15 protein-coding genes are annotated in these 20191 nt (G+C 52.4%); 9 read left to right on the top strand and 6 right to left on the bottom strand.

Translation table 11 applies throughout. The features are described from left to right. Positions 1-428 precede the first annotated feature (428 nt). Both JE47_RS0102315 and JE47_RS0102310 read left to right on the top strand, forming a co-directional pair. Complete coding sequence (locus tag JE47_RS0102315) at positions 429-3410, top strand: clostripain-related cysteine peptidase (RefSeq protein ID WP_031458217.1); 2982 nt, start codon at positions 429-431, stop codon at positions 3408-3410. 32 nt (positions 3411-3442) lie between these two features. Beyond that, positions 3443-4705: a sensor histidine kinase gene (locus JE47_RS0102310; protein WP_031458216.1), complete on the top strand. Its 1263-nt coding sequence runs from the start codon at positions 3443-3445 to the stop codon at positions 4703-4705. 52 nt (positions 4706-4757) lie between these two features. Here the strand turns inward: JE47_RS0102310 and JE47_RS0102305 are convergent, their stop codons facing one another. Together JE47_RS0102305 and JE47_RS0102300 are read right to left on the bottom strand one after the other, a co-directional pair. Further along, a complete protein-coding gene (locus tag JE47_RS0102305; RefSeq protein WP_031458215.1) occupies positions 4758-7295 on the bottom strand; it encodes a YbcC family protein in 2538 nt (845 codons plus the stop codon). 26 nt (positions 7296-7321) lie between these two features. Next, entirely contained in the window at positions 7322-8908 is a 1587-nt protein-coding gene (locus tag JE47_RS0102300) for a proton-conducting transporter transmembrane domain-containing protein (protein WP_031458214.1), read from the bottom strand. 886 nt (positions 8909-9794) lie between these two features. On the opposite strand from JE47_RS0102300, the gene JE47_RS0102295 reads away from it, so the two are divergent. From JE47_RS0102295 to JE47_RS20910, 4 genes are all read left to right on the top strand, one after another. Next, a complete protein-coding gene (locus tag JE47_RS0102295) occupies positions 9795-10706 on the top strand; it encodes a LysR family transcriptional regulator (RefSeq protein ID WP_031458213.1) in 912 nt (303 codons plus the stop codon). Positions 10707-10716: 10 nt separating this feature from the next. After that, positions 10717-11049 carry a DMT family transporter gene (locus JE47_RS0102290; RefSeq protein WP_031458212.1) on the top strand — a complete coding sequence of 111 codons (333 nt, stop codon included), beginning with the start codon at positions 10717-10719 and terminating at the stop codon, positions 11047-11049. Between the two features lie 76 nt (positions 11050-11125). After that, entirely contained in the window at positions 11126-11971 is an 846-nt protein-coding gene (locus JE47_RS20265; protein WP_051871054.1) for a hypothetical protein, read from the top strand. A gap of 235 nt (positions 11972-12206) precedes the next feature. Continuing rightward, positions 12207-13280 carry a CAP domain-containing protein gene (locus JE47_RS20910; RefSeq protein WP_081909978.1) on the top strand — a complete coding sequence of 358 codons (1074 nt, stop codon included), beginning with the start codon at positions 12207-12209 and terminating at the stop codon, positions 13278-13280. 506 nt (positions 13281-13786) lie between these two features. Here the strand turns inward: JE47_RS20910 and JE47_RS0102275 are convergent. Then, positions 13787-15229 (bottom strand): MFS transporter, encoded by a 1443-nt coding sequence (locus tag JE47_RS0102275; protein WP_031458209.1) that lies wholly within the window; start codon positions 15227-15229, stop codon positions 13787-13789. Between the two features lie 123 nt (positions 15230-15352). Between JE47_RS0102275 and JE47_RS0102270 the strand changes: the two genes are divergently transcribed. Both JE47_RS0102270 and JE47_RS0102265 read left to right on the top strand, forming a co-directional pair. Then, positions 15353-16327 (top strand): sodium-dependent bicarbonate transport family permease, encoded by a 975-nt coding sequence (locus JE47_RS0102270; RefSeq protein WP_031458208.1) that lies wholly within the window; start codon positions 15353-15355, stop codon positions 16325-16327. 19 nt (positions 16328-16346) lie between these two features. Next, positions 16347-16652 carry a P-II family nitrogen regulator gene (locus JE47_RS0102265; protein ID WP_031458207.1) on the top strand — a complete coding sequence of 102 codons (306 nt, stop codon included), beginning with the start codon at positions 16347-16349 and terminating at the stop codon, positions 16650-16652. A 121-nt stretch (positions 16653-16773) separates the two neighbouring features. Here the strand turns inward: JE47_RS0102265 and JE47_RS0102260 are convergent, their stop codons facing one another. After that, positions 16774-17814: a gluconeogenesis factor YvcK family protein gene (locus JE47_RS0102260; protein WP_031458206.1), complete on the bottom strand. Its 1041-nt coding sequence runs from the start codon at positions 17812-17814 to the stop codon at positions 16774-16776. A 113-nt stretch (positions 17815-17927) separates the two neighbouring features. Between JE47_RS0102260 and JE47_RS0102255 the strand changes: the two genes are divergently transcribed. Next, the gene (locus tag JE47_RS0102255; protein WP_031458205.1) at positions 17928-18503 is read left to right on the top strand and encodes a DUF3267 domain-containing protein; all 576 of its coding nucleotides are present in this window, start codon (positions 17928-17930) and stop codon (positions 18501-18503) included. On the opposite strand, the gene JE47_RS0102250 is transcribed toward JE47_RS0102255, so the two are convergent. Continuing rightward, positions 18446-19729: a glycosyltransferase family 4 protein gene (locus JE47_RS0102250; protein ID WP_031458204.1), complete on the bottom strand. Its 1284-nt coding sequence runs from the start codon at positions 19727-19729 to the stop codon at positions 18446-18448. The genes JE47_RS0102255 and JE47_RS0102250 overlap by 58 nt on opposite strands. 325 nt (positions 19730-20054) lie before the next feature. Further along, positions 20055-20191: tetratricopeptide repeat protein (locus tag JE47_RS21195; RefSeq protein WP_152555985.1), on the bottom strand; the 137-nt coding region annotated here is incomplete at its 5' end.

Below are 20191 nucleotides of genomic sequence, written 5' to 3'. Positions count from 1 at the left end.
GCGGGTAGTGAGCCGGCCTTCGTCCCCCGTCCTTACCACTGGTGAGAAAGAGGCTGGGGTAAGGTGAGAGAGCTTCTCCGCGTGCATCTCGGTGCGCAACGGGGAAACGGGTTCTGGTCATAGCCTTTCATCTCATCGCAACAGGAAGCTGCGCACCTCCACAGATACGGAAGACGGATTGGGAATCTCGATGAGGGTACGACGTTCTATCGAGTACAAACCGGTAATAGAAATATTCTTGTGTGTCATCCTCGATGAAGTGTAGAGGACTGTACTCTCGACTGATCAGGAGTACATCGCAAACGCTCTGCTACACGTCGATCCGGCTTCAGCGAGTCTGAGCAAATGTAACCTTTTTCCCATATTCAACGTATTGATAGCGTGCTACAATTCGACTGTGCTTGCATATCACCAGGGGAAACTGCTCTATGACAGCTCGGATCGTTGCCGTCAGTGGCCCACTCAGCGGTCGAATCTTTCCACTAGGCAATACACCGATCACCTTTGGCCGCTCACCAGACAATACTATCGTCATTACCAGTCAGCGTGCTTCGCGTCGGCATGCCGAGATCAGACGTGAAGGTGGGGTCTATCTCTTAATCGATTTGGGAAGTTCTAACGGTACCGTTTTGAACGGCCAACTCATTCAGCGTCAGATATTACGACCTGGTGATACTTTCGTTATTGGCGACGAAATATTCCGGTTTGAAGAGCCTGCCGGTGCCACGCTCGATCCAACGTTACCGGTTGGTTCAACACCAGCCGCCCCCGGCTGGTCGGCGCAACCATCGCCTGCACCGGCAGACGGCGGATTTCGCCTACCGCCTGTTCCGCCAGCTCCAGCACAGCCCAAACCACGACGTTTCCCGATCTGGCTGTTGATCGGTGGACTGTTTACCTGCATCATCCTGGCCGGAGCTGTCACCGGCAGCGTGATGCTGCTGAATCGGAGCGGTATCATTGCCGGTGGGAGCAACAATAGCAATAACAGCGGTGAAGGAAGTGGCATCTCTCCCTCGCCAACCACACCTCCACCAGCCATTCCTACCCGTGAGTTACCTGCAAATGCTGCCGATTGGACAATCCTGGTTTACCTTGACGGTGACAATAATCTGGAGGCAGATGCGCTCGACGACTTTCTCGAAATGGCCCGCGTCGGTTCAACCGAACGGGTACACATTGTTGTGCAACTGGATCGAATCCGATCGCCGGAAACCTGGGATGACGAGCGTTACGATAATTGGGAGGGAACGCTGCGCTTCCGGGTTGAGGCAGGTATGGAACCAACGCCGGATCATGCAGTTGCCGATCTAGGTGAGACCAACATGGGTGATCCAGCAACCTTAACCGACTTCCTTATCTGGGGCATTGAAAGCTATCCAGCCCATCGCTATGCCATTATTCTCTGGGATCATGGTGCTTCGTGGTTGGGAATTGCGAGTGATGACACCGACAACGATGTGCTCAATTTACCCGAAATCAGCTCAGCCTTCCAGACTGCTCTGAGTCGTACTCAGATCGGAGGGTTTGAACTGATCGGATTTGATGCCTGTCTGATGGCACAGATCGATGTCTTTCAAACCATTGCCCCATACGGACAAGTTGCAGTGGCATCGGCCGAACTAGAACCGAACAGTGGTTGGGCATGGGATGCGTGGCTCGAACAACTGGTTGCCAATCCTGATCAGGATGGCTTCGCGATTGCACCAGTTATTGTCCAAACATATATGGATTCGTTTAGGGGTAGCAGAGCAGACGAAGTCACATTGTCGGCATTCGACTTGACACAAGTCAACAATATCGTGAATGGCATTAACACACTGGCGCAAACACTACAGCGTGAAGTGCAGCAGAGCTACAATGCGATTGGGCAGGCCCGTTCGTTCACCAACGTGTACGCACCGGCCTACTCAGAAGATTTCAATGCCATCGATCTGCCCCATTTTCTTACCCTCCTCCCCCAACAACGCGCTAGTAGCACGATAGTAGATCGAGCCAACCAATTACTACAAACCATTGAACAGGCGCGTATTGCGCACGGAGCAGGCAGGTATCATCGGGAAAGTGGTGGCCTCTCGATTTACTTCCCGCAACTGGCCGAACTCTATGCCGAGATGTACGAACGGGCTTCACCATTACCACGAGCGACAGCGTGGGAAGAATTTCTGCGCGCTTACCATCAAGCCGGTAGTGTCGCCGTGCAGCGCCCAACCATCAGCAATCTGGTCATCAACCGTGAGGTAGTGAGTGTCAATACACCGGCTCATTTGACCGGCACCGTTGCTGGCAGCGATATTGCTTACGTCTTTCAATTCATCGGCATTCCTAATGATCGGCGCGATACCGTTGATCTGATCCAGGTCGATTTCATCTACCCACCAGGAACTATTCCCGGCAATCAGGTACCAAACTGGGATGCTGGTGAGTATAATTTACGACTGAGCTGGGATGCAACAAGCTGGTACCTGAACAATGGGAAGGACTCGATTGAGGTGTTGCTTGGACCGATCAAGTATGGCTCTGAATTCTACGGTGTTGAAGGTATCTACACCACAACAGCGACTGGAGAGAAGATCAATGCCGGTTTGATCTTTTCGATCCAGGGCAGTGAAGCACAGCTTGTACGAATCTGGGGCTTCCCCCGCAGCGCCGGTAAACAGGAACCGCAACCGTTTGAGCTAACACCACGCCCTGGCGATACCTTCACTGCCTACTACCGTTCGTACACTGACACCGGTAGTAAGCTAGAGGTTAATCGTTTCGAGGGCCAGACTATCACCTTTGGTGAAAAACCGCTCACAGCAGTACGTGCGCCTACACTCAACGGCAATTACGTGATGGGATTCCTGGTACGCGACATTTCCGGCAATTATCACTACGACTACGTTGATGTTTCAGTTAATAATGCCAACATAGCCACAAATCCCAGTACTGTGCTTGTACCACCCGGTGCCGCTCAGGCTGGTTTTCAGCGCTATGAAAGCAACCTGGGCTTTGCCATGGATTATCCACAATCCTGGCGTGCAACAGATACCGGCAACGATCGGATTATTTTCGCTCACCGTGAGATCGATGACGGTGTATACGTTGTGGTTGATGTCTACAAGTTCGTAGACGACGATCCAGCAACTGCTACCAGCATCCTGATGCGGGAATTGAAGCGCCTGGTCGAGCAAAATGGTGAACTGCGTGTCAATGAAACCGATTTCCGCATCTCTGGAATCAACGGGCTAAAGATCGAGTACGTCTATCCAAATCAACAAGGGAACAACAGTTACGTGGTTGCCATCGTGGCTACCAGCCCCACAACCGGATGGACGTACCTGATCATGTTTGAAGCACCGGAAGATAAGTTTGACGATCAGCTTGATCTCTTCAATGCCATGCTCGTAAGTCTCGTCATTGGGTAGTGAAAAACTACGCAGCGAGGAAGGAACGAACCGTGGGGGGGCAACAGCAACGGGAAATTGGCGCACAACTCGGAGCGGTAAAGACGATACCAGAAGTTGGTGCACTGAGGGCCTGTCTCCGAATGGGGGTTGCCGGAGGTTATACACCAGCAACGCTCATCCAACTGACCCAAACGTTAAGCTATGCAACATTGGCCGAAGGAGGATCGGTGTTGGTCGCTGGCGCCAAGGGTGGCCATTGGGCTGATCTGGTGCTGCAAGACATTGCATTGCCGATTCAGCGCAGCAACCTGGTTACCAACGGTACGGGAGTCGCACTGATTGGAATCGGCCCGCGCTACGGCTATGCCCTAGTTGCAATGCCGATGGAACCACTCGAACGCGATGCCGATTTGCAATTGTACGATGCTCAATGGAGTTGCGCACCCGAAGACCTGCTGGCAATTGGCGAGATACTTGATGGTGCTATTCCGATGATGCAACGTGCTGCGCTATTACGGTTGCAGCCACCACCAACCAGCCTGCTCTTGCACATTGCTAATCAGGCACTCGATTTCGCTGCTCGTCAGCACGTCACGCTCACGCTGGCAAATCGTTCGCTCACCGAGCGTCTCCGCAACCACGAAGATCAAACGAACATGATCGTCCACGACATGCGGGCGCCACTGCATACGTTGCTCATCAGTCTGAAGGCACTGCAACGGCAGGGGTTTGATCCAAATGCTCATCAGGAATTGCTGGGAGTTGCGCAGGAGAGTGCAACCTACCTGCTCAGCCTGGTCAACACCGTGCTCGATTCAGCACGGCTTGAAACCAGTAGCTGGTCATTACAGTTGCAACCTACGAATCTAGTCAACCTGATCAAAACCGTTTGCGATCCTCTTCGGCAACTGTCCCATATCGATCACCCACAGATACGGGTTGAAATACCCGCTGAGCTGCCTATTGTGCCCGTAGACGCTCATTTGATTGAACGGGTACTGACCAACCTGATTTCAAATGCGATGAAGTTTACCCCTGCAGGCGGTGAGGTACGAATAACCGCACAAGTAACAAACAACGGACACAGTGTTGAAATCCGGGTCAGCGATACTGGTCAAGGTATTCCTGCCGAAGCCCAGGCTCACATCTTTGAACGCTTTTACCAGGCCCGTGACCATGATCGTCGGCAAGGCACCGGTTTGGGTCTCTACTTTTGCCGGCTGGCTGTGGAGGCCCATGGTGGCAGTATCTCACTGGAGAGCGAAGTTGGACGAGGCAGTACCTTCATTGTCCAACTGCCTGTGCGTGTGTAGTGTAGCAGGAGCACGGCAGCGCCATGCCCCTGCTCAACTTGATACGAACATATCACGTACCACACGGCTCCCATTGCAGATGACCGACATATTTGTGAGATACGTTACCCCGGTCATCAAGAGCAAACAGATAGAGCCAACCGTTATCGAGGAGTTGCCGTACCTGCTCGTGCTTTGCGATAATTGCAGTCATTGCATCAATTGGTGCTTCAATCAACACGTGTAAACGGAGTGGTTCGTGCACATACTTCGAGCCATCGTGAACCGATTGCCACGGCAATCCCACCCGTAAATCACCTGAGTTTCCTTCTAAGACGCCGAGCGTTCCGACAACGTTGTGCAGCGTTTTGTTACCACTCCCGAAGACTCGATTATCAACTGTTGAACCATAATATTGGAGGTTGATCCAACTGGCAACAATCATAGGAGCTGTCATGATAAGCTCCAGGACGCTGAAATCGGTATCCTGCTGCCAGTTGTACGAATGGAGAAAGGCGCGTCCATCCAGCTTAATGCCCGCTGTATGATCGCGTGGTGCCACAATAAACGCGGCACATCCAGCCAATCCCCACTCTGGGCGCACCTGCGACCAATCCTTACTCCGATGACGAATTGCTTTATCGATCCTGTCCTTACGATCTAGCTTGAACAGCACCGCTCGTTCGGTACGGGCCAATCGTCCGGCAGCGGCCAGGTCTGCTTCTAGTTGCTTGAGATCGGCAGCGTGACTGGCCGGGATGAGATGTTTATCGAAAATGATGACATCATCAGTCGTCGTATCGTGCAGACCGGCAACGAATACTGTGTCATTGGGAATCATAATCCCTTGCTCGCACAATCTGGCGCGCACTTCTGAATCGTTCAGAATACGTACCGCGACCCGTACATTGGCTTCGCCAGTGTGTCCACCACATGCGCCGCAGTCGAGAGCGGTAGCGTGCGGATTATTCACTGTTGTGGAACCATGACCGGCCAGTAACACCATACGGGCAAAATTGTCGGTCAGTGACATCGCCTTGAGCGCACCCGCTGCTGCCGCCACCCGCTGCTCAATTGACATGCCGGTAGTGCGACCGTCTATTATCCATGGATCAAGAGTGGGAGCCACGTGTGCACGAGTTCGCGCATCCAGGCCAAACTGTGCTGGATGAGGGACCGGTCGCGTGATCCCAAGTGTGTCTAGCAACAGTTTCCGCACATAGGCAAGACCAACCGGTCCAACGAAGCCGAAGCAGGAGACTGGACCAAACTTGAACATGCGCCAGGCCTTGGCAACCCGCTGATTCATTGCTCGTTTCGCTACAATTGCTGCCACTTCCTGCTCTGGTTTGCCCTCAACCGTCTCAGCAATCACAAACTGCGGAGTCAGCAGTACCGGGCACTGCGCACCACCATGAACCTCTGCCAGAGGAACATACTCGATTGGAAAACCGAAAAATCCGGCAAAACCAATCGTTTCGATCTCACTGCTTACCGTTTCAAGTGCCCGTCGGAAGACCTCAGAACGTACATCGATACAGAATGCTGCTTGAACGCGCTTGCGTTGCCTTTGTTGGACAACAGTGGCAGTCTGTTTTGAACCGAGTTGAGTGAAGAGCTGACGCTGATACGATTTCTCGAAGGCCCGTTGAAGCAGAATGTCACCTGCCAGTGCACGCTGAACGTGTTCCGCCAGACGTACATCACTCAATTCCTGCTTTCGCTTATGCCATGCCTCTGCAAGGCCTTTCCCTGCCAGGCTTTTCCAAAGAGCAACTTCCCAAACAATTCGGATCGCCAGCAGATCGGTGAGCGTACTGTCTTCACCACCGTAGAGTTCGGCATTCCAGCGTAGATAACGGGCATAGCTGGCCCAGCCGTGAATTGTTATCAGAAGACGATGTAGATAGGGCTCCAATCCGTCGTCGGGGATTTGTAATATCTTCACCGCTGCCACAATCGTCTCGAGGGCAGTCTCTGGGAATTCTTGCACCGTCTGCCGAAACTGGCGTAACCCTAACCCTCTCACTTGAGGACTACGGTCGTGCATTGCCTCGGCCCGCCACGCTGCGTAAGCCGGTAATTGTGCCCACGGTGAGCGCCAGTAAGACTGACCAAGGTCGAAGTATGCGCCAGCCCAGGTAGAAATGGCATCAGTAACGACATCTGCCCAATTGATACCGGTTAGCGTAGAAGCGACATCAGCGACGGTCGGTAGTACTGGATATGTCGCTTCGGTGGTGTCACTGAATGCAAATGCCTTGAGTTCAGCGACACCTTTCGGCGCATGTCGTAATGAACTATGTTCCGCAATTGCCGTCGCCAGATCGGCATCGGTTATCCGCCCATCACTGATGAGCCGTGCATAGAAAGCACGTGGTGCGGTCATCCGTGCTCCCGCTCGACCAAGCAGAAGCTGCGCTGCGGTAGCGAACGGCACATCCGCCAGACCGAGGAACGGATTCACTGCTACAAAGTTCCGTAATGGCCATAAGGGTGCGATACGCTGTTCGGCCTGTTTTACCGCACAGATAATTCTGTCGCGGGAAACTGTAGGTATGGGTGTCACGACAACGGCCTGAGCACTGAACTGCGTTTCAAGTACACTCATTGGTATTGCCTCCGTGGGTTTACGAATTAGCGAGCTAGACGTACCATATCGATCAGACGATCAAACAGCGTGTTAGCGTAAAAGCCGTTCTTCAGATGTACGTAGAACGCACGCCAGGCAGGGCGATTCACCAGGGCCGGTAAATAGGAGCTGAGTATGATCACGATGGCGAATACAACCACTGCTGTCCATACTGAAATAAGCACAGGCGCATTCAGCGTTGGGTAAACGGCGACCGCTCTACCAAGCAGGGCTTCTGCCAGTACCTCAAGGATGAAGAACGCAACCGTCACCAACGCGGCCATCATTGTCGTGCGGCTGATAACGTACAACGGCGCCTTACCGGTGTTACCCTTTACCATCAGATAGGCAACGGCGAGCATAAAGATCGTGATCATCGCCGTTTCAGCCGGTCGCTTCGTAACGTCGATGCCCAGAGCTGTGGCAACGGCAAGAAAGATTGCTACCGTTAACGCACCATTGACGAGCAGCGCCAGCGGGTGGGGAACCTTATCGAGACGCTGTGCGCCCGTATTCCGAACGTATTCGATGATGCTCCCTGACGAGAGAAAGGCGTGAGCTTTGTAGCAAGAATGGGCAATGAGATGCATGATGGCCACAGTATGGGCGCCAAATCCGCACAGCATGATCATGAAGGCCATGTGGGCAGCGCTTGAGTAAGCCAACGAAACTTTCACACTGCTCTGAGTGATCATTGCCGATGAGGCAAAAATAGCAGTGAAGCCACCGATCGCAATTAACATCATGAGCGCCGGTGTTGAAAGAAACACCACCTCCCCAAAACGCACGACCAGGAAGATACCAGCGTTCAGCAGACCGGCGTGGAGCAGGGCTGATACCGGAGTAGGTGTCTCCATCACCTCCAACAACCAGCCATGGAAGGGGAACATCGCCGATTTCAGTGAAGCGGCAAAGACAATAAAGATCGCTGCTGTGGCCGCGCCATTCGGAATATTCCCACTTGCCAGAGCAGCGCTGGCTGCGTCGCGGATCGCACCAATATCGGTGGTGCCAAAATCGCGAAACAACAGCACAGCAGCAATGATCAAACAGAGATCACCAACACGGGCCACAATAAATTTTTTGCGTGCTGCACGGATTGCACGTGGGCGTTCAGGATAAAACGTGAGCAATTCGTGTAAAGCGAGGCTGGTACCGATCCAAGCCAGTACTAGTTGCCAGAGATTACCCGACGAGATCATCAAGAGAACAGCAGCTATTGTCAGATAAAGTCGAAGGAAAAAGACTTTCTGCCGTGGATCGCCATTAAGATAGTTACGGCTAAACTGGATCAGGAGAGTGCCCAGCACGATCACCAGCCACAACAGCAAGACGCTCAGCGCATCAAAACGGATCTGAAGACCGATCTCACCGCTACCAATGATCGGACTCACCATCGGCCCCGACGTAAAAACAACCATCCCAATGCCGAGGAACAGGAGAAACGAGCCGATACCGATGAGACGGCCAAGCTGAAAGGTCAAATCAACCGAATGCAGTACATTGCTTGCTGCCAGGAGAGCCACCGCTATCAGCAATAGCGAGGGAAGATACCCCAACAGCGCTCCAGTCTGAACCAGCTCACTACCCATACCCTTGTTTCCTCCTTCACAATGATTTCGATGTTTCAATAGTATCATGGGAGTACCTGTCAGAAAAATATATGTATTTTCAAAAAACATTCTTTTTAACAGAACAAATAAATCCAGCCCAATTGTTCGGCTTCCTGCATAGCGAAGGAAGAGCAACGCCGGACAAACAGCAGTCTACAGCGCCTGGAATGACCGGGGCTGTTCGACGTTTTCATCCCAACCGGCAGCGGTGAGGTAGAGAGAAAAGAGGAAATGCGGAGGGAGGAAAGAGGGAGATTAGGAGAAACCCCGCACTGCACTCCTCCGTTCTCTGCTCGAGAGCGAGAGGAGGGGCTGGCGGGAAGATAAGGGAGTCATTCTCTTCCCTGAGCAGAGGATGGGAGCTGGGAGAAAGGTATGGGAAAAGAGGAATTCCACGCTCGTTTCTTTTACAGATTGCACAAAACTATCTCATCTGGCATACTGAGAGCTATGGTCAACGGTAGGAAATACCGTAAGAACGGGAATGAACGCGAACAGGCATCTGTCTAGGAAACTCTGTAAGCGCCTATCCGAAAACTCGTCGTCACGTCACAACGGTGAAACCGGTTGATGAGTAAAACACGATGGTCGATCAGCCTGGTACCGATGGCGTCGCACAGTGAGGCAGAACAACGCTTTGCCACCACGAGGTAAACCCTGACCAAAGGACACAGCTCCACTGCGCCCCGACCGATATACGCCGACAGATGGAGAATGGTATCGTTGGGCACCACGAGCGCAACCCTAGGCTCGCATGACCTGTACCTATGAAGCCACATTACCGTAGAAGTGGTTCTCACACCACGCCCTTCCGCCAACGGGAGTTTCGGATCGACGCTACGTCTTCGTTCCGATGGAAAGAATTATGTTGAATTATCACCATCTTCGCTACTTCTGGATTGTCGCCCACGAAGGCAACCTGACACGTGCTGCACAGAAGTATAACATTGCCCAATCAGCCCTCTCAATGCAGATAAATGCCCTTGAAGAATTTCTCGGCCAACCCCTATTTGAACGGGTCGGTCGGCGACTCGTTTTAACTGAAGCCGGTCACATCGCGTTAGACTTTGCCGATGCGATCTTTGCTAAGGGTGAAGAGCTACTCGCTACATTTGGCCGACTTGCGGAGTCGCACCAAAAGACCTTGCGCGTTGGCGCCTTAGCGACTCTGTCGCGCAACTTTCAAGTAGGCTTTCTTCGTCCGTTGTTCGCCAATCCCGAGATCAAGGTCATCGTTCGTTCGGGAACCCTTGAAGAACTGCTCGGCAGTCTCAAGCTTTACGATCTAGATGTTGTTCTGGCAACCGGGATTCCTTTTAGTGATCAGACCACACCGTGGATTGTCCACGTCATCGACACACAACCGGTTGGTTTGATCGGACAACCGCATCCAAACCGTTACCGTCAAACCCTGGCAGAATTGTTACAAAGCGAGCCAATAATAGTTCCTTCGCCAGAATCGACGATACGAACTGGTTTTGATGCGTTCGTCCATCGCCTGAATATCCAACCAAAGATCGTCGCCGAGATTGATGACATGGCAATGTTACGTCTCGTAGTACGCGAACATCACGCTCTGGCGGTTATTCCACCAATCGTAGTGAAAGATGAGCTAGAGACCGGCATGGTGGTCGAATATGCCGAACTACCAGACCTTGTAGAAACCTTTTGCGCAATCACCCTGGCACGTCGGTTTCCCAATCCTCTGCTAAGCCTGGTGTTACCGAAGACCGCTGCTTCAGAACCGGGAAGCAGTGACCTTTCCTTACCAACATAAAGGAACATCTATGAAATACTGGCTCTTTTTACTCATCGCCATTCTCACCGAAGTCGTTGCTACTTCGGCGCTCAAAGCCAGCGCCGGTTTTACTCGCCTTTTACCCTCATTGATTGTCGTAATTGGCTATGCTATCTCGTTCTACGCAATGTCACTGGCTCTCGAAGCCATTCCGGTAGGTATCGCCTACGCAGTCTGGTCAGGGATCGGTATCGTCCTGATCACGGTTGCAGCCTGGATCCTCTACGGCCAACGTCTCGATCTATGGGCAATGATTGGCATTGGTTTTATTATTGTCGGGGTCATCATTTTGAATCTTTTGTCAAAAGTTGAAGTCCGTTAATCATCAAAAATTCATTGATCACAACAATATAGAATGCTACAATATTGGCACCGAATAATCGTTTTCAGGCTGCCACATGATGGTAAAAGATACAGTCTTACAACTGGCGATCAGGCTGCTGGCTAAGGGCCGCATGTTTCCTACCAATCTTACGCCACAAACACATGTTCAAACCCTGATCGAGCAGCTTCATCCGCTGGCGCCATCAACCCCGTTCATTCGCCTCGGGCCATCAGGTGATGGCGGGTATCTCGTCCCCGACGATCTGGAAGGCATAACAACTTGTTTCTCTCCCGGCGTTGGTCAGATTGCCGATTTTGAGCAAGACTGTGCACGGCGGGGGATGACCGTCTTTATGGCCGATGCCTCTGTTGAGGGACCGCCCTGCCCACATCCGGCCTTTCGATTTAGCAAGCGCTTTCTCGGTGCGTTCACAGACGGTCAGTATATCACGCTGGCCGATTGGGTACATCAATCGCTACCGCCACAGGAGAACGGTGATCTCTTACTGCAAATGGACATTGAGGGTGCAGAGCACGAGGTAATTCTGGCAACACCGGTCGAGTTACTACACCGTTTTCGGATTATTGTGGCTGAATTTCATCATCTCGATCAATTATGGAACAAATGGTTCTTTCTCTTCGCCAGTCGCGCCATCGAGAAATTATTACAAACCCATGCCTGTGTTCACATTCACCCGAATAATCGACGTGGTGCAGTCACTATTGGTAATATTACTATTCCGCGTACAATGGAATTTACCTTTTTACGACGTGATCGATTGAAAGAACATCAATTTCGGAGCGACTTTCCGCATCCACTCGATGCCGATAATACCACACGTCAGGCATTGTCACTACCAAAGTGTTGGTATCGCAGTACAACATCATCGAAAAACAGTATAAATCAGGACACGATCTAAAGTGCGTCAAATCTTCGATAATACCTGCTGGGAAGCGCACCGATCTTGCGACCACAGTACCAAAAGCCGCCCGTGCACAAAATCAGAGGCTTCAATGTTTTCACCCAAGAGAGACATGCTCGAAACTTATTGTAAACATTGCTCGCAATAGGATTCATCGGGCATGCCACAGAGCTGCCAGCAGTCTACAATGCGCACACAAGCGTTGATCTTGAAATAACGAGGAGGTCAATTCGTGTTGAGCCGAGATCTTCGCATTGTAAGTTTTCTGACCGGTCTCTGTCTTATCCTCTTTGTTCATAACGATCCACCATTCACCCACCCACTCCTTGCCCAAACCGACCAGATGCAACGGGTAATTGAGCTAACGAATGAGATACGGATGGCAAATGGCCTGTCACCACTGAAACGCAACGACAACTTACAGCAGGCAGCGATCTACATCGTAGAGGACAACGCCAACCGCAATACCCTCTCACACATCGACAGTCTTGGGCGCAGTATCGGGCAGCGCTTTCCGGATTTTGGCTACTTCTATTCCGTAGCCGCTGAGAACCTGGCAGCCGGTTATAACTCGCCAGAGGAGGTGATCAATGGGTGGATGAGTAGCTCCGGTCATCGGGAGAATATCCTTCGCACCGACTTGTGCGAAATCGGTGCCGGTTACACCTACCGTAGCGGCACAACCTACGGCCATTTCTGGTCGCAGACCTTTGGCTGCCGCTGGAATACCTATCCGGTGGTGATCAACGGCGAGGCAGCAGTCACAACATCGTCTACGGTAAACCTGTACATTTACGGTGCAGGATGGGCGGAGCAGATGCGGCTGAGTAATGATGGGAGTACCTGGACGGAATGGCGACCATACGCCACCGAATACACCTGGACACTGGCAGCAGGAGATGGAGTGCGCACCGTTTTCGTGGAGATTCGGCGTGGAACGACCGTCTACCAGGCAAGTGATACCATTGTGGTACAAAATAACACACCACCGCCATCACCCAGCAACCTGCGCCAGACTGGGAGCACTGCCACCAGCATTACCCTCGCCTGGCAGGACAACGCCAGTACCGAGAGCGGCTTTTACCTTTACCGCTGGAACGGTAGTACCTGGAAGCGAATTGCCACCCTGGGAGCGAATGTCACTACCTATACCGATACCGGCCTGAGTTGCGGTCAGAGCTACCGCTATCGGGTAAGCACGTACAACACTGCCGGAGAGTCGGGAGTCACAGAGTTGATCGACGCAAGGACCAATCCCTGCTCAAGTAGTCTAAACCGGGTGTATATCCCGCTCGTAATACGATGACGCCCCAGCGGCAACCGCACACCAATTCAGAAACCGGCGCACTTGGGAATATCCAGGCGCGCACTGCACCAGGACCGAGAGAGTTCTTGCCACACGCCAGGCAACCGATTCGCAAGAACGAGACGACCGCACGCTGTGATTATCTGAGTGCACAACAAGGCGCCTGGTCTGCGGAAGGGTAGATAATCATCCAGGCGTAGCCGTATCGGGTGTTCTTGTAAGTGATAATCCGGTCAGATGAATGAAACGGATTTGCCAAAGACGTTTTTCTTAGCGCCTACCCGAATACCTCGTTACCACATTACGACAATTGCAACCTGTCGGACAATGGATGCAACACGAGACACGGCCATCCTGTCGCCGACACAATCCTAGCGGATGAGGCGAAGGAACCCGTTGGTGCCTCACCCCTGCTCGGATTGCTACCGATCTGACAAAAGGGCACCAGACAATGCCCTGCATTTCCCACGACAGGATGGCTCGGAGTGGTTCTGCCGAGCTGTCCCCTAACGCCTTGAGGAAGCTCGATCAAAACGCTCGCTTCGCCGTAGCGCCAGTTTCGCCAGTGTTTCCGCATGACTGGCTTTTGTAATTGGGTAGAAGGCTGTCAGAACCATCCCGCTGATCAGGATCAAGGTTGGCATTGGGCCAATCAGTAAGCGAATTGCTAGCAAGGCGCTTTCGGGTTGCTGACCGGGTTGCAGATTTTCGTTAAAGCCGGAAAATTGTAAAATCTGACCGACCAGAAATAACCCTAGCGCCAACCCCATCTTTTGCAAGAACACCATAAATCCGTAGAACATGCCCTCCCGACGTTGACCGGTCTCAAGTTCATCAAGCTCAATAATATCGGGCATCATACTCCACGGGATGAGATAGGCAGTGGCAACACCCGCACCGGCAATCAGGCCAAGAATGATCGCCAGATCGATCTGTTCGGGCTGTAGAAAGAATAGAAATGCCTGCACACCGATCCAGATCAGGCTGCCGATCATGTAGACTGCCTTTTTACCAATCCGCCGACTTACTGCACTCCAGACAAACAGAAACACGAGGGCTGAACCCTGAACTGCGAATAACATCACTGGGATCAGATCGTTGACGGTGTTAAATGTCAGACCAAAACTGACATGCGGGAACTGTGGAATACTTCCTAACCAAAACACTATGAAGAAGGTGAGGACGCTAGAAGTAACCTGTACTGCCAGCCAGGAGAACATGTAGATTCCAACCACAAAGAGAAAGGGACGATTTTTAAAAACATACCGAATCTGATCCGGTAGACTCAACTCTTCGCTGCCGGGTTCTGGTTCGTAACGCTCACGAGTGCCGAAAAAACACCAGAGGAAGGGAAGCGCAATAAGCACCCCGATAACGGCGCCTGACACTAGATAACCAGTTTGCTGATCAGAAAATTGCCCGACGATAATTTGATGCAAAATACCACCGAGCAGGCTACCACCAATGCTGAAAGCAAAGCGATAGGAATTGAGTGCAGTACGTTCGTCGTAGTCGCGGGTCAATTCGGGGGTAAGTGCTGTATACGGCACATTTACCACTGTAAACGCTGTATCAAAGAGAAGAGCGATCACCAGATAGTAAATAAATTTACCGGTCACATCGAATGGAGGAACAATCCACTGTAAAAAGAAGAGCAAGCCAAATGGGGCGGCACCAAACAACAGCCATGGTCGCCGTCGTCCCCAGCGGGTCTGGGTTTTATCAGTCAGCCAGCCGATAATCGGGTCGTTCACCGCATCCCAAATTTTGACGATAAGCAGTATTGTGCCCGCCAGGCCAGGAGGTAGACCGGCAATGGTGGTGAGGAAATAGAGCTGGAAGAACGAAGCAATAATGGTGGCGATGGCCGGACCTAAATCACCAGCACCGAACGCCAGCCGGGTCGCGAGGGGCAAACGCTCTGAGGGAGCCGACAACGGGGCGGCCATAGGGATGTTCTCCTCTGATTTTCAAAAAGACAACCGACGCCTGCTATTGTAGCACTATTAGCGCTGTTTCGCGAGATGGTACAATATCGGGAAGGGGATTGCTTTGCAATACAAAGGGTAATTATGACAATTCTGGAATTGGTTCAGATCAACCTGCTTTCACCAATGGTATTGGCATTTGCACTTGGAATTACTGCGACACTGCTACATAGTGATCTCAAACTTCCTGACGAGTTGTACACCACGCTTTCGATCTATCTCTTGCTGGCAATTGGGCTGAAAGGCGGTATTGCGCTGGCTGAGACAAGCCTGGCCGTGTTTTGGGCACCGGCTGTAGCCACGTTGCTCCTTGGAATCATCATTCCAGTGATTGCTTACGGAGTAGCACGTAAAATCGGTAAGCTGAATGTTGCCGATGCAGCAGCTCTGGCTGCACATTATGGCTCGGTGTCAGCAGTGACCTTCGCCGCTGCGCAGACATTCCTTGACACGGTGGGAGTACGTTATGAAGGTTTTATGCCGGCGTTAGTCGCAATCCTGGAAGTGCCGGCAATTGTGGTAGCACTGTTGATTGCGCAGGTAGCTGGCGCCCCCCAGGGTGGTGACTGGCGCAAAGCGCTACGTGAGTTGCTCACGAGCAAGAGTATTTTGCTTCTCGTTGGCGGTATGATTATCGGTTGGTTGGCCGGCCCGCGTGGCGGCAAGGAAGTCGCACCAGTGTTTGTCGATCTGTTCAAAGGTGCGCTGACCTTCTTCCTTCTGGAGCTAGGAATGGTTGCTGCCCGTCGCTTTCGCGATCTGCCCAGCGCTGGTCTGTTTTTGCTCGGTTTTGGTATCATCATGCCGATTTTCAACGGGCTGCTTGGAATCTGGTTTGGCAGCATAAGTGGCCTATCACTGGGAGGCAGTACCATTTTAGGTGTATTGGCCGCCAGTGCGTCGTACATTGCTGCACCGGCGGCAGTTCGGATTGCTCTACCGCAGGCAAATCCTGGCTTCTACCTGACAGCGGCGCTCGGTATCACGTTTCCTTTTAATTTGGCTATCGGCTTACCGCTGTACTACACTATAGCATCATGGATCGTTGGTGGGCATTAAGCGGCGAAAGGGCAGCACGATGGAATTGACTACTGTCAAACTGGTGACCATTATTGCCGAGGCGGTGCTTGAAGAGCGGATATTACACGATCTGCGTCAGCTTGGCGCACGGGGATATACGATTGGTACGGTGCAGGGAGAAGGAACCCGTGGAGTGCACGCCAGTGAATGGGAGGGGAAGAGTCTGCGGATTGAGACGCTGGTACCACCTGAAGTAGCTGAAAAGATTTTACAGCATCTGGCAGCGGTCTACTTTCCTCATTTCGCCGTTGTTGCATATGTCATGGACGTGCAGGTGGTACGGGGGGCGAAGTTTGGGGTGTAGGTAGAGAGGACAGGCGACCTTTACCTACCCTGGCGCCATTCCTGCCCAGTGGTATCAGCACACCACATCAGCAGAGTATGACCCTACCCCGCACACAGCGGAATTGAGTGAGGGAAACCGATCACCCACCTCTTATGTCTCGCTGTGTATTGCGATCCAACGCAATTTTCCATAGCGCCAATCCCAGTACCTGCGGATCGTGGCGAATGGTATCGGCTTTATTCCATAACTCGCGATAACCGGGATCGGATTCGGCCAGATGACGAACCAGCGGTTCAATCCCTAACGCCCGTATCGTATGCCGATCATTTTCGGTAAAGACCAGCGGATGAAGACCGGCCGCACTATAACGGGCTACAACAGCTGGATGTAATTCGGTAGTGTCATTAACTAAAACAACATCCAGCACACCAAGACCGAGTACATCGACTAATCGCGAAACGTGATCAGCAACGCTCATCCCGTCAGTCTGTCCCGGTTGTGTCGTTGTATTGCAGACAAAGACAACTGTTGCTGATGTTTCACGAAGCGCCGTAACGATTCCCTCAAAGCAGAGTGTAGCCAACAATGAGGTGTAGAAGCTCCCAGGCCCAATGACGACGACATCGGCGTCGGTAATCGCGGTGATTGCCGGCGGGTAAGCTACTGCTGGCGGGTCGAGGAAGAGACGCCGAATCGCCGGTTTGCCCAACGCACGCACTGCCGCTTCTTCAACGACGATTCGACCATCAACCAGCTCGGCACACAAATGAGTGTTGGCGGTTGAAACCGGCAGAATCTGTTCAGGACACCCCAACATCTGGCGGGCCAGTTCGACTGCTGCAGCAATATCACCTGTCATTTGGGTCAAGCCGCCTATCATCAGATTGCCGACTGCCATTCCATCAAGCAGTGGAACCGCTGAACTGCGCAAACGATGTTGCATCAAACGCGGGAGAACAGCATCAGGATTGGCAGCGAGGGTTGCCAGCAGATTGCGCAGATCACCGGGAGCGGGAATATTGGCAATCATTCGCGCCGTACCGGTGCTACGCCCCGAGTCAGTAACTGCGATGATAGCAGTACGTTCGGCGAAGAACGGACGAGCACCGAGCAAGACTTGCGCACTACCACCACCACCACCAAGCGCGACGATTCGGAGTGCTCGAGTATTATCAGACATAAAAAACTCCTTGAACACTCTCTGTGTCCTCTGTGGTACAATGACCTCTTGAGCTTTCATCACTGAAAAAACCAAAACACTCGCCGTGTCCTCTGTGCCATCTGTGGTGATATATGCAACCATCTACACAGTATCATCGCTTTGACCGCACAACTTCGCTCGTCACCGCCAATCTGGTCGGTATCGGGTTGGGAGCAGTTCCAGCAATTGCCTTATATATCGGCCACATTCTCTATAACGGCAATTTAATTCTGATTGATGACTCCGGTCACTGGTGGTCGCTTATCTTGTTTTTAATCCTGATTGTTGTCGGTATCATCGTTCATGAACTGTTGCATGCACTTGGCTGGATACTGGCCGGGCGAGTACCTTTCAGCGCGATCAAATTTGGAGTTGATCGAGAAACGCTCAGTCCATATGCACATCTACGACAACCACTTCCCATCAACCCCTACCGATTCGGCGTTGTCTTGCCGGCGATAGGATTAGGTCTGCTGCCAGCAGCTATTGGTATTATCGGCAACCTGTCACTCTTCACAGTATACGGCGCATTCTTCACACTCACTGCTGGTGGAGATTTTCTCGTCTTGTGGCTGCTGCGCAACGATCCACCACAGGCATTAGTCACCGATCACCCAGAACGTGTCGGCTGCGAGGTGCTCATTCCGGTTGACAACAGCTCAACGTAGAGTTCAACCGTTTGCCGGGCCACTATCGGCCAGTCGAAGGTCGAGCGCACAATTTGTTCACCCGCCGCCCCCCATTCTGACCAGCGGTCACGCGATTCCAGGGCGAGGCGGAGTTTCGCTGTGAGATCATCAACATCGCCGGGACGAACCAGTAAGCCGTTACGATCGGGAAAAACCTTATCGGGAATACCCCCGATCGCGCTTGCAACGACCGGTCGGCGATGGATCATTGCCTCAAGGGTTACCAGAGAACTACCCTCGTACAGCGTTGGATGGACGAACAGATCAACTTCTTCATACAGACTATGCAACTCTTCATCGTTCAACCGTCCCACGAACAGCGTATGATCGGCAATACCGGCTGCTTTAACTTGCTGTTCTAGTGCAGCACGCGCTGAGCCACTGCCAACAATCAGCCACAGCCAGTTAGGTGGCAATTCATCACGTAAGCGCGCCAGCGCGGCAACTAATACATCAAAGCCCTTGTTTGGTTCCAGGCGACCGACACTGAGTAAGATCGGAGTGCTACTGGCTAGACCAAAGCGGAACCGTAGCGCAGCACGGAGATCGCTGCGTACCTGTGATACACACTCTTCCGTATCAATGGCTGATGGAATCACGACAATGCGGGCAGGATCAACCTTGAGGTAGCGCGGTAGATCATCTTTGGTGCAGGCATCGGTCGCAATGACTCGGTCAGCCTGGCGATGCCCATAAGCGTAGAGAATACGAAACGGTGCATATGCCAGCCATTTACGCCAGTCTGGCGTGCGAAACTCCTCCATACCGTGTGGATTTGCCACAAACGGAACATACCGCAGTTGTGGTGTGCGGTTTCGCGCTACTGCATAACCGAACGCGCACAGACCCTGGCTGTGAACAACATCGAAATCCCCTTGCAGCACGCGCCGGGCAGCTCGTTGACCAATACGCCAACTGTAAATTGGGAAGTTGATTTGTCGTCCAATAACACCGTTGGGTGCTAATAACGGTGACGTGTAATCGTAGCGGATGGTCTCGATGGCATGTAGACGCAGATCACCCGGATCACTGCTGACCGACGGTGATTGAACGTAGAGGGTAACTTCAACGCCTAGGCGGGTGAGATGTTTGGTGAGATGGTAGACGTGGCGTTCGATGCCACCATACCCATGCAGCGGAAAGACGGCACGAGCCAACATAGCCACCCGAATCGGTCGGTTAGCTTTTGGATGGGTGGCGATCATGGCTACAAAATCCTCTCGTACTCCCACGAACAATAACGTCGGAATGATAATAACACGACTCGTAGCTCTGGCAAGACAACGGTATCGGTCACAGCGACCTCATTTGGAGCTGGGAAGGCACGCAACAGGCACGGAAGTCCACACGTTTACGGGTGGAAGGTGGCATACCGTTCATAACTGCTTGCAATGTTGCACTCAATATCATCCCCGGACTACCTTCAGCAAGCTGACTGTCTCGGATGCCGACTCGTTTGTCTCGAGCGATAAGCCCACATCCTTAAATGCGTAACACCCTCATCGAGTGGAACGCACCACGCTCGCCACATCACATTTGCCGGAAGAGAGAACCGCGCTGCGCCCATGCCCAGGCGTTGTTGGGATCGATCTCAATCGCTTTGGTCAGGTCAATGTAGGCCTCTTCGTAGATTTTGAGCGCCTGATAGGTCGCACCACGCCGACTAA

Source organism: Chloroflexus sp. MS-G, from assembly GCF_000735195.1.
In the GTDB taxonomy this organism is placed as follows: domain Bacteria; phylum Chloroflexota; class Chloroflexia; order Chloroflexales; family Chloroflexaceae; genus Chloroflexus.
The sequence above is the reverse complement of the archived record's forward strand: the minus strand, read 5'-3'. Positions and strand labels throughout refer to the sequence as shown.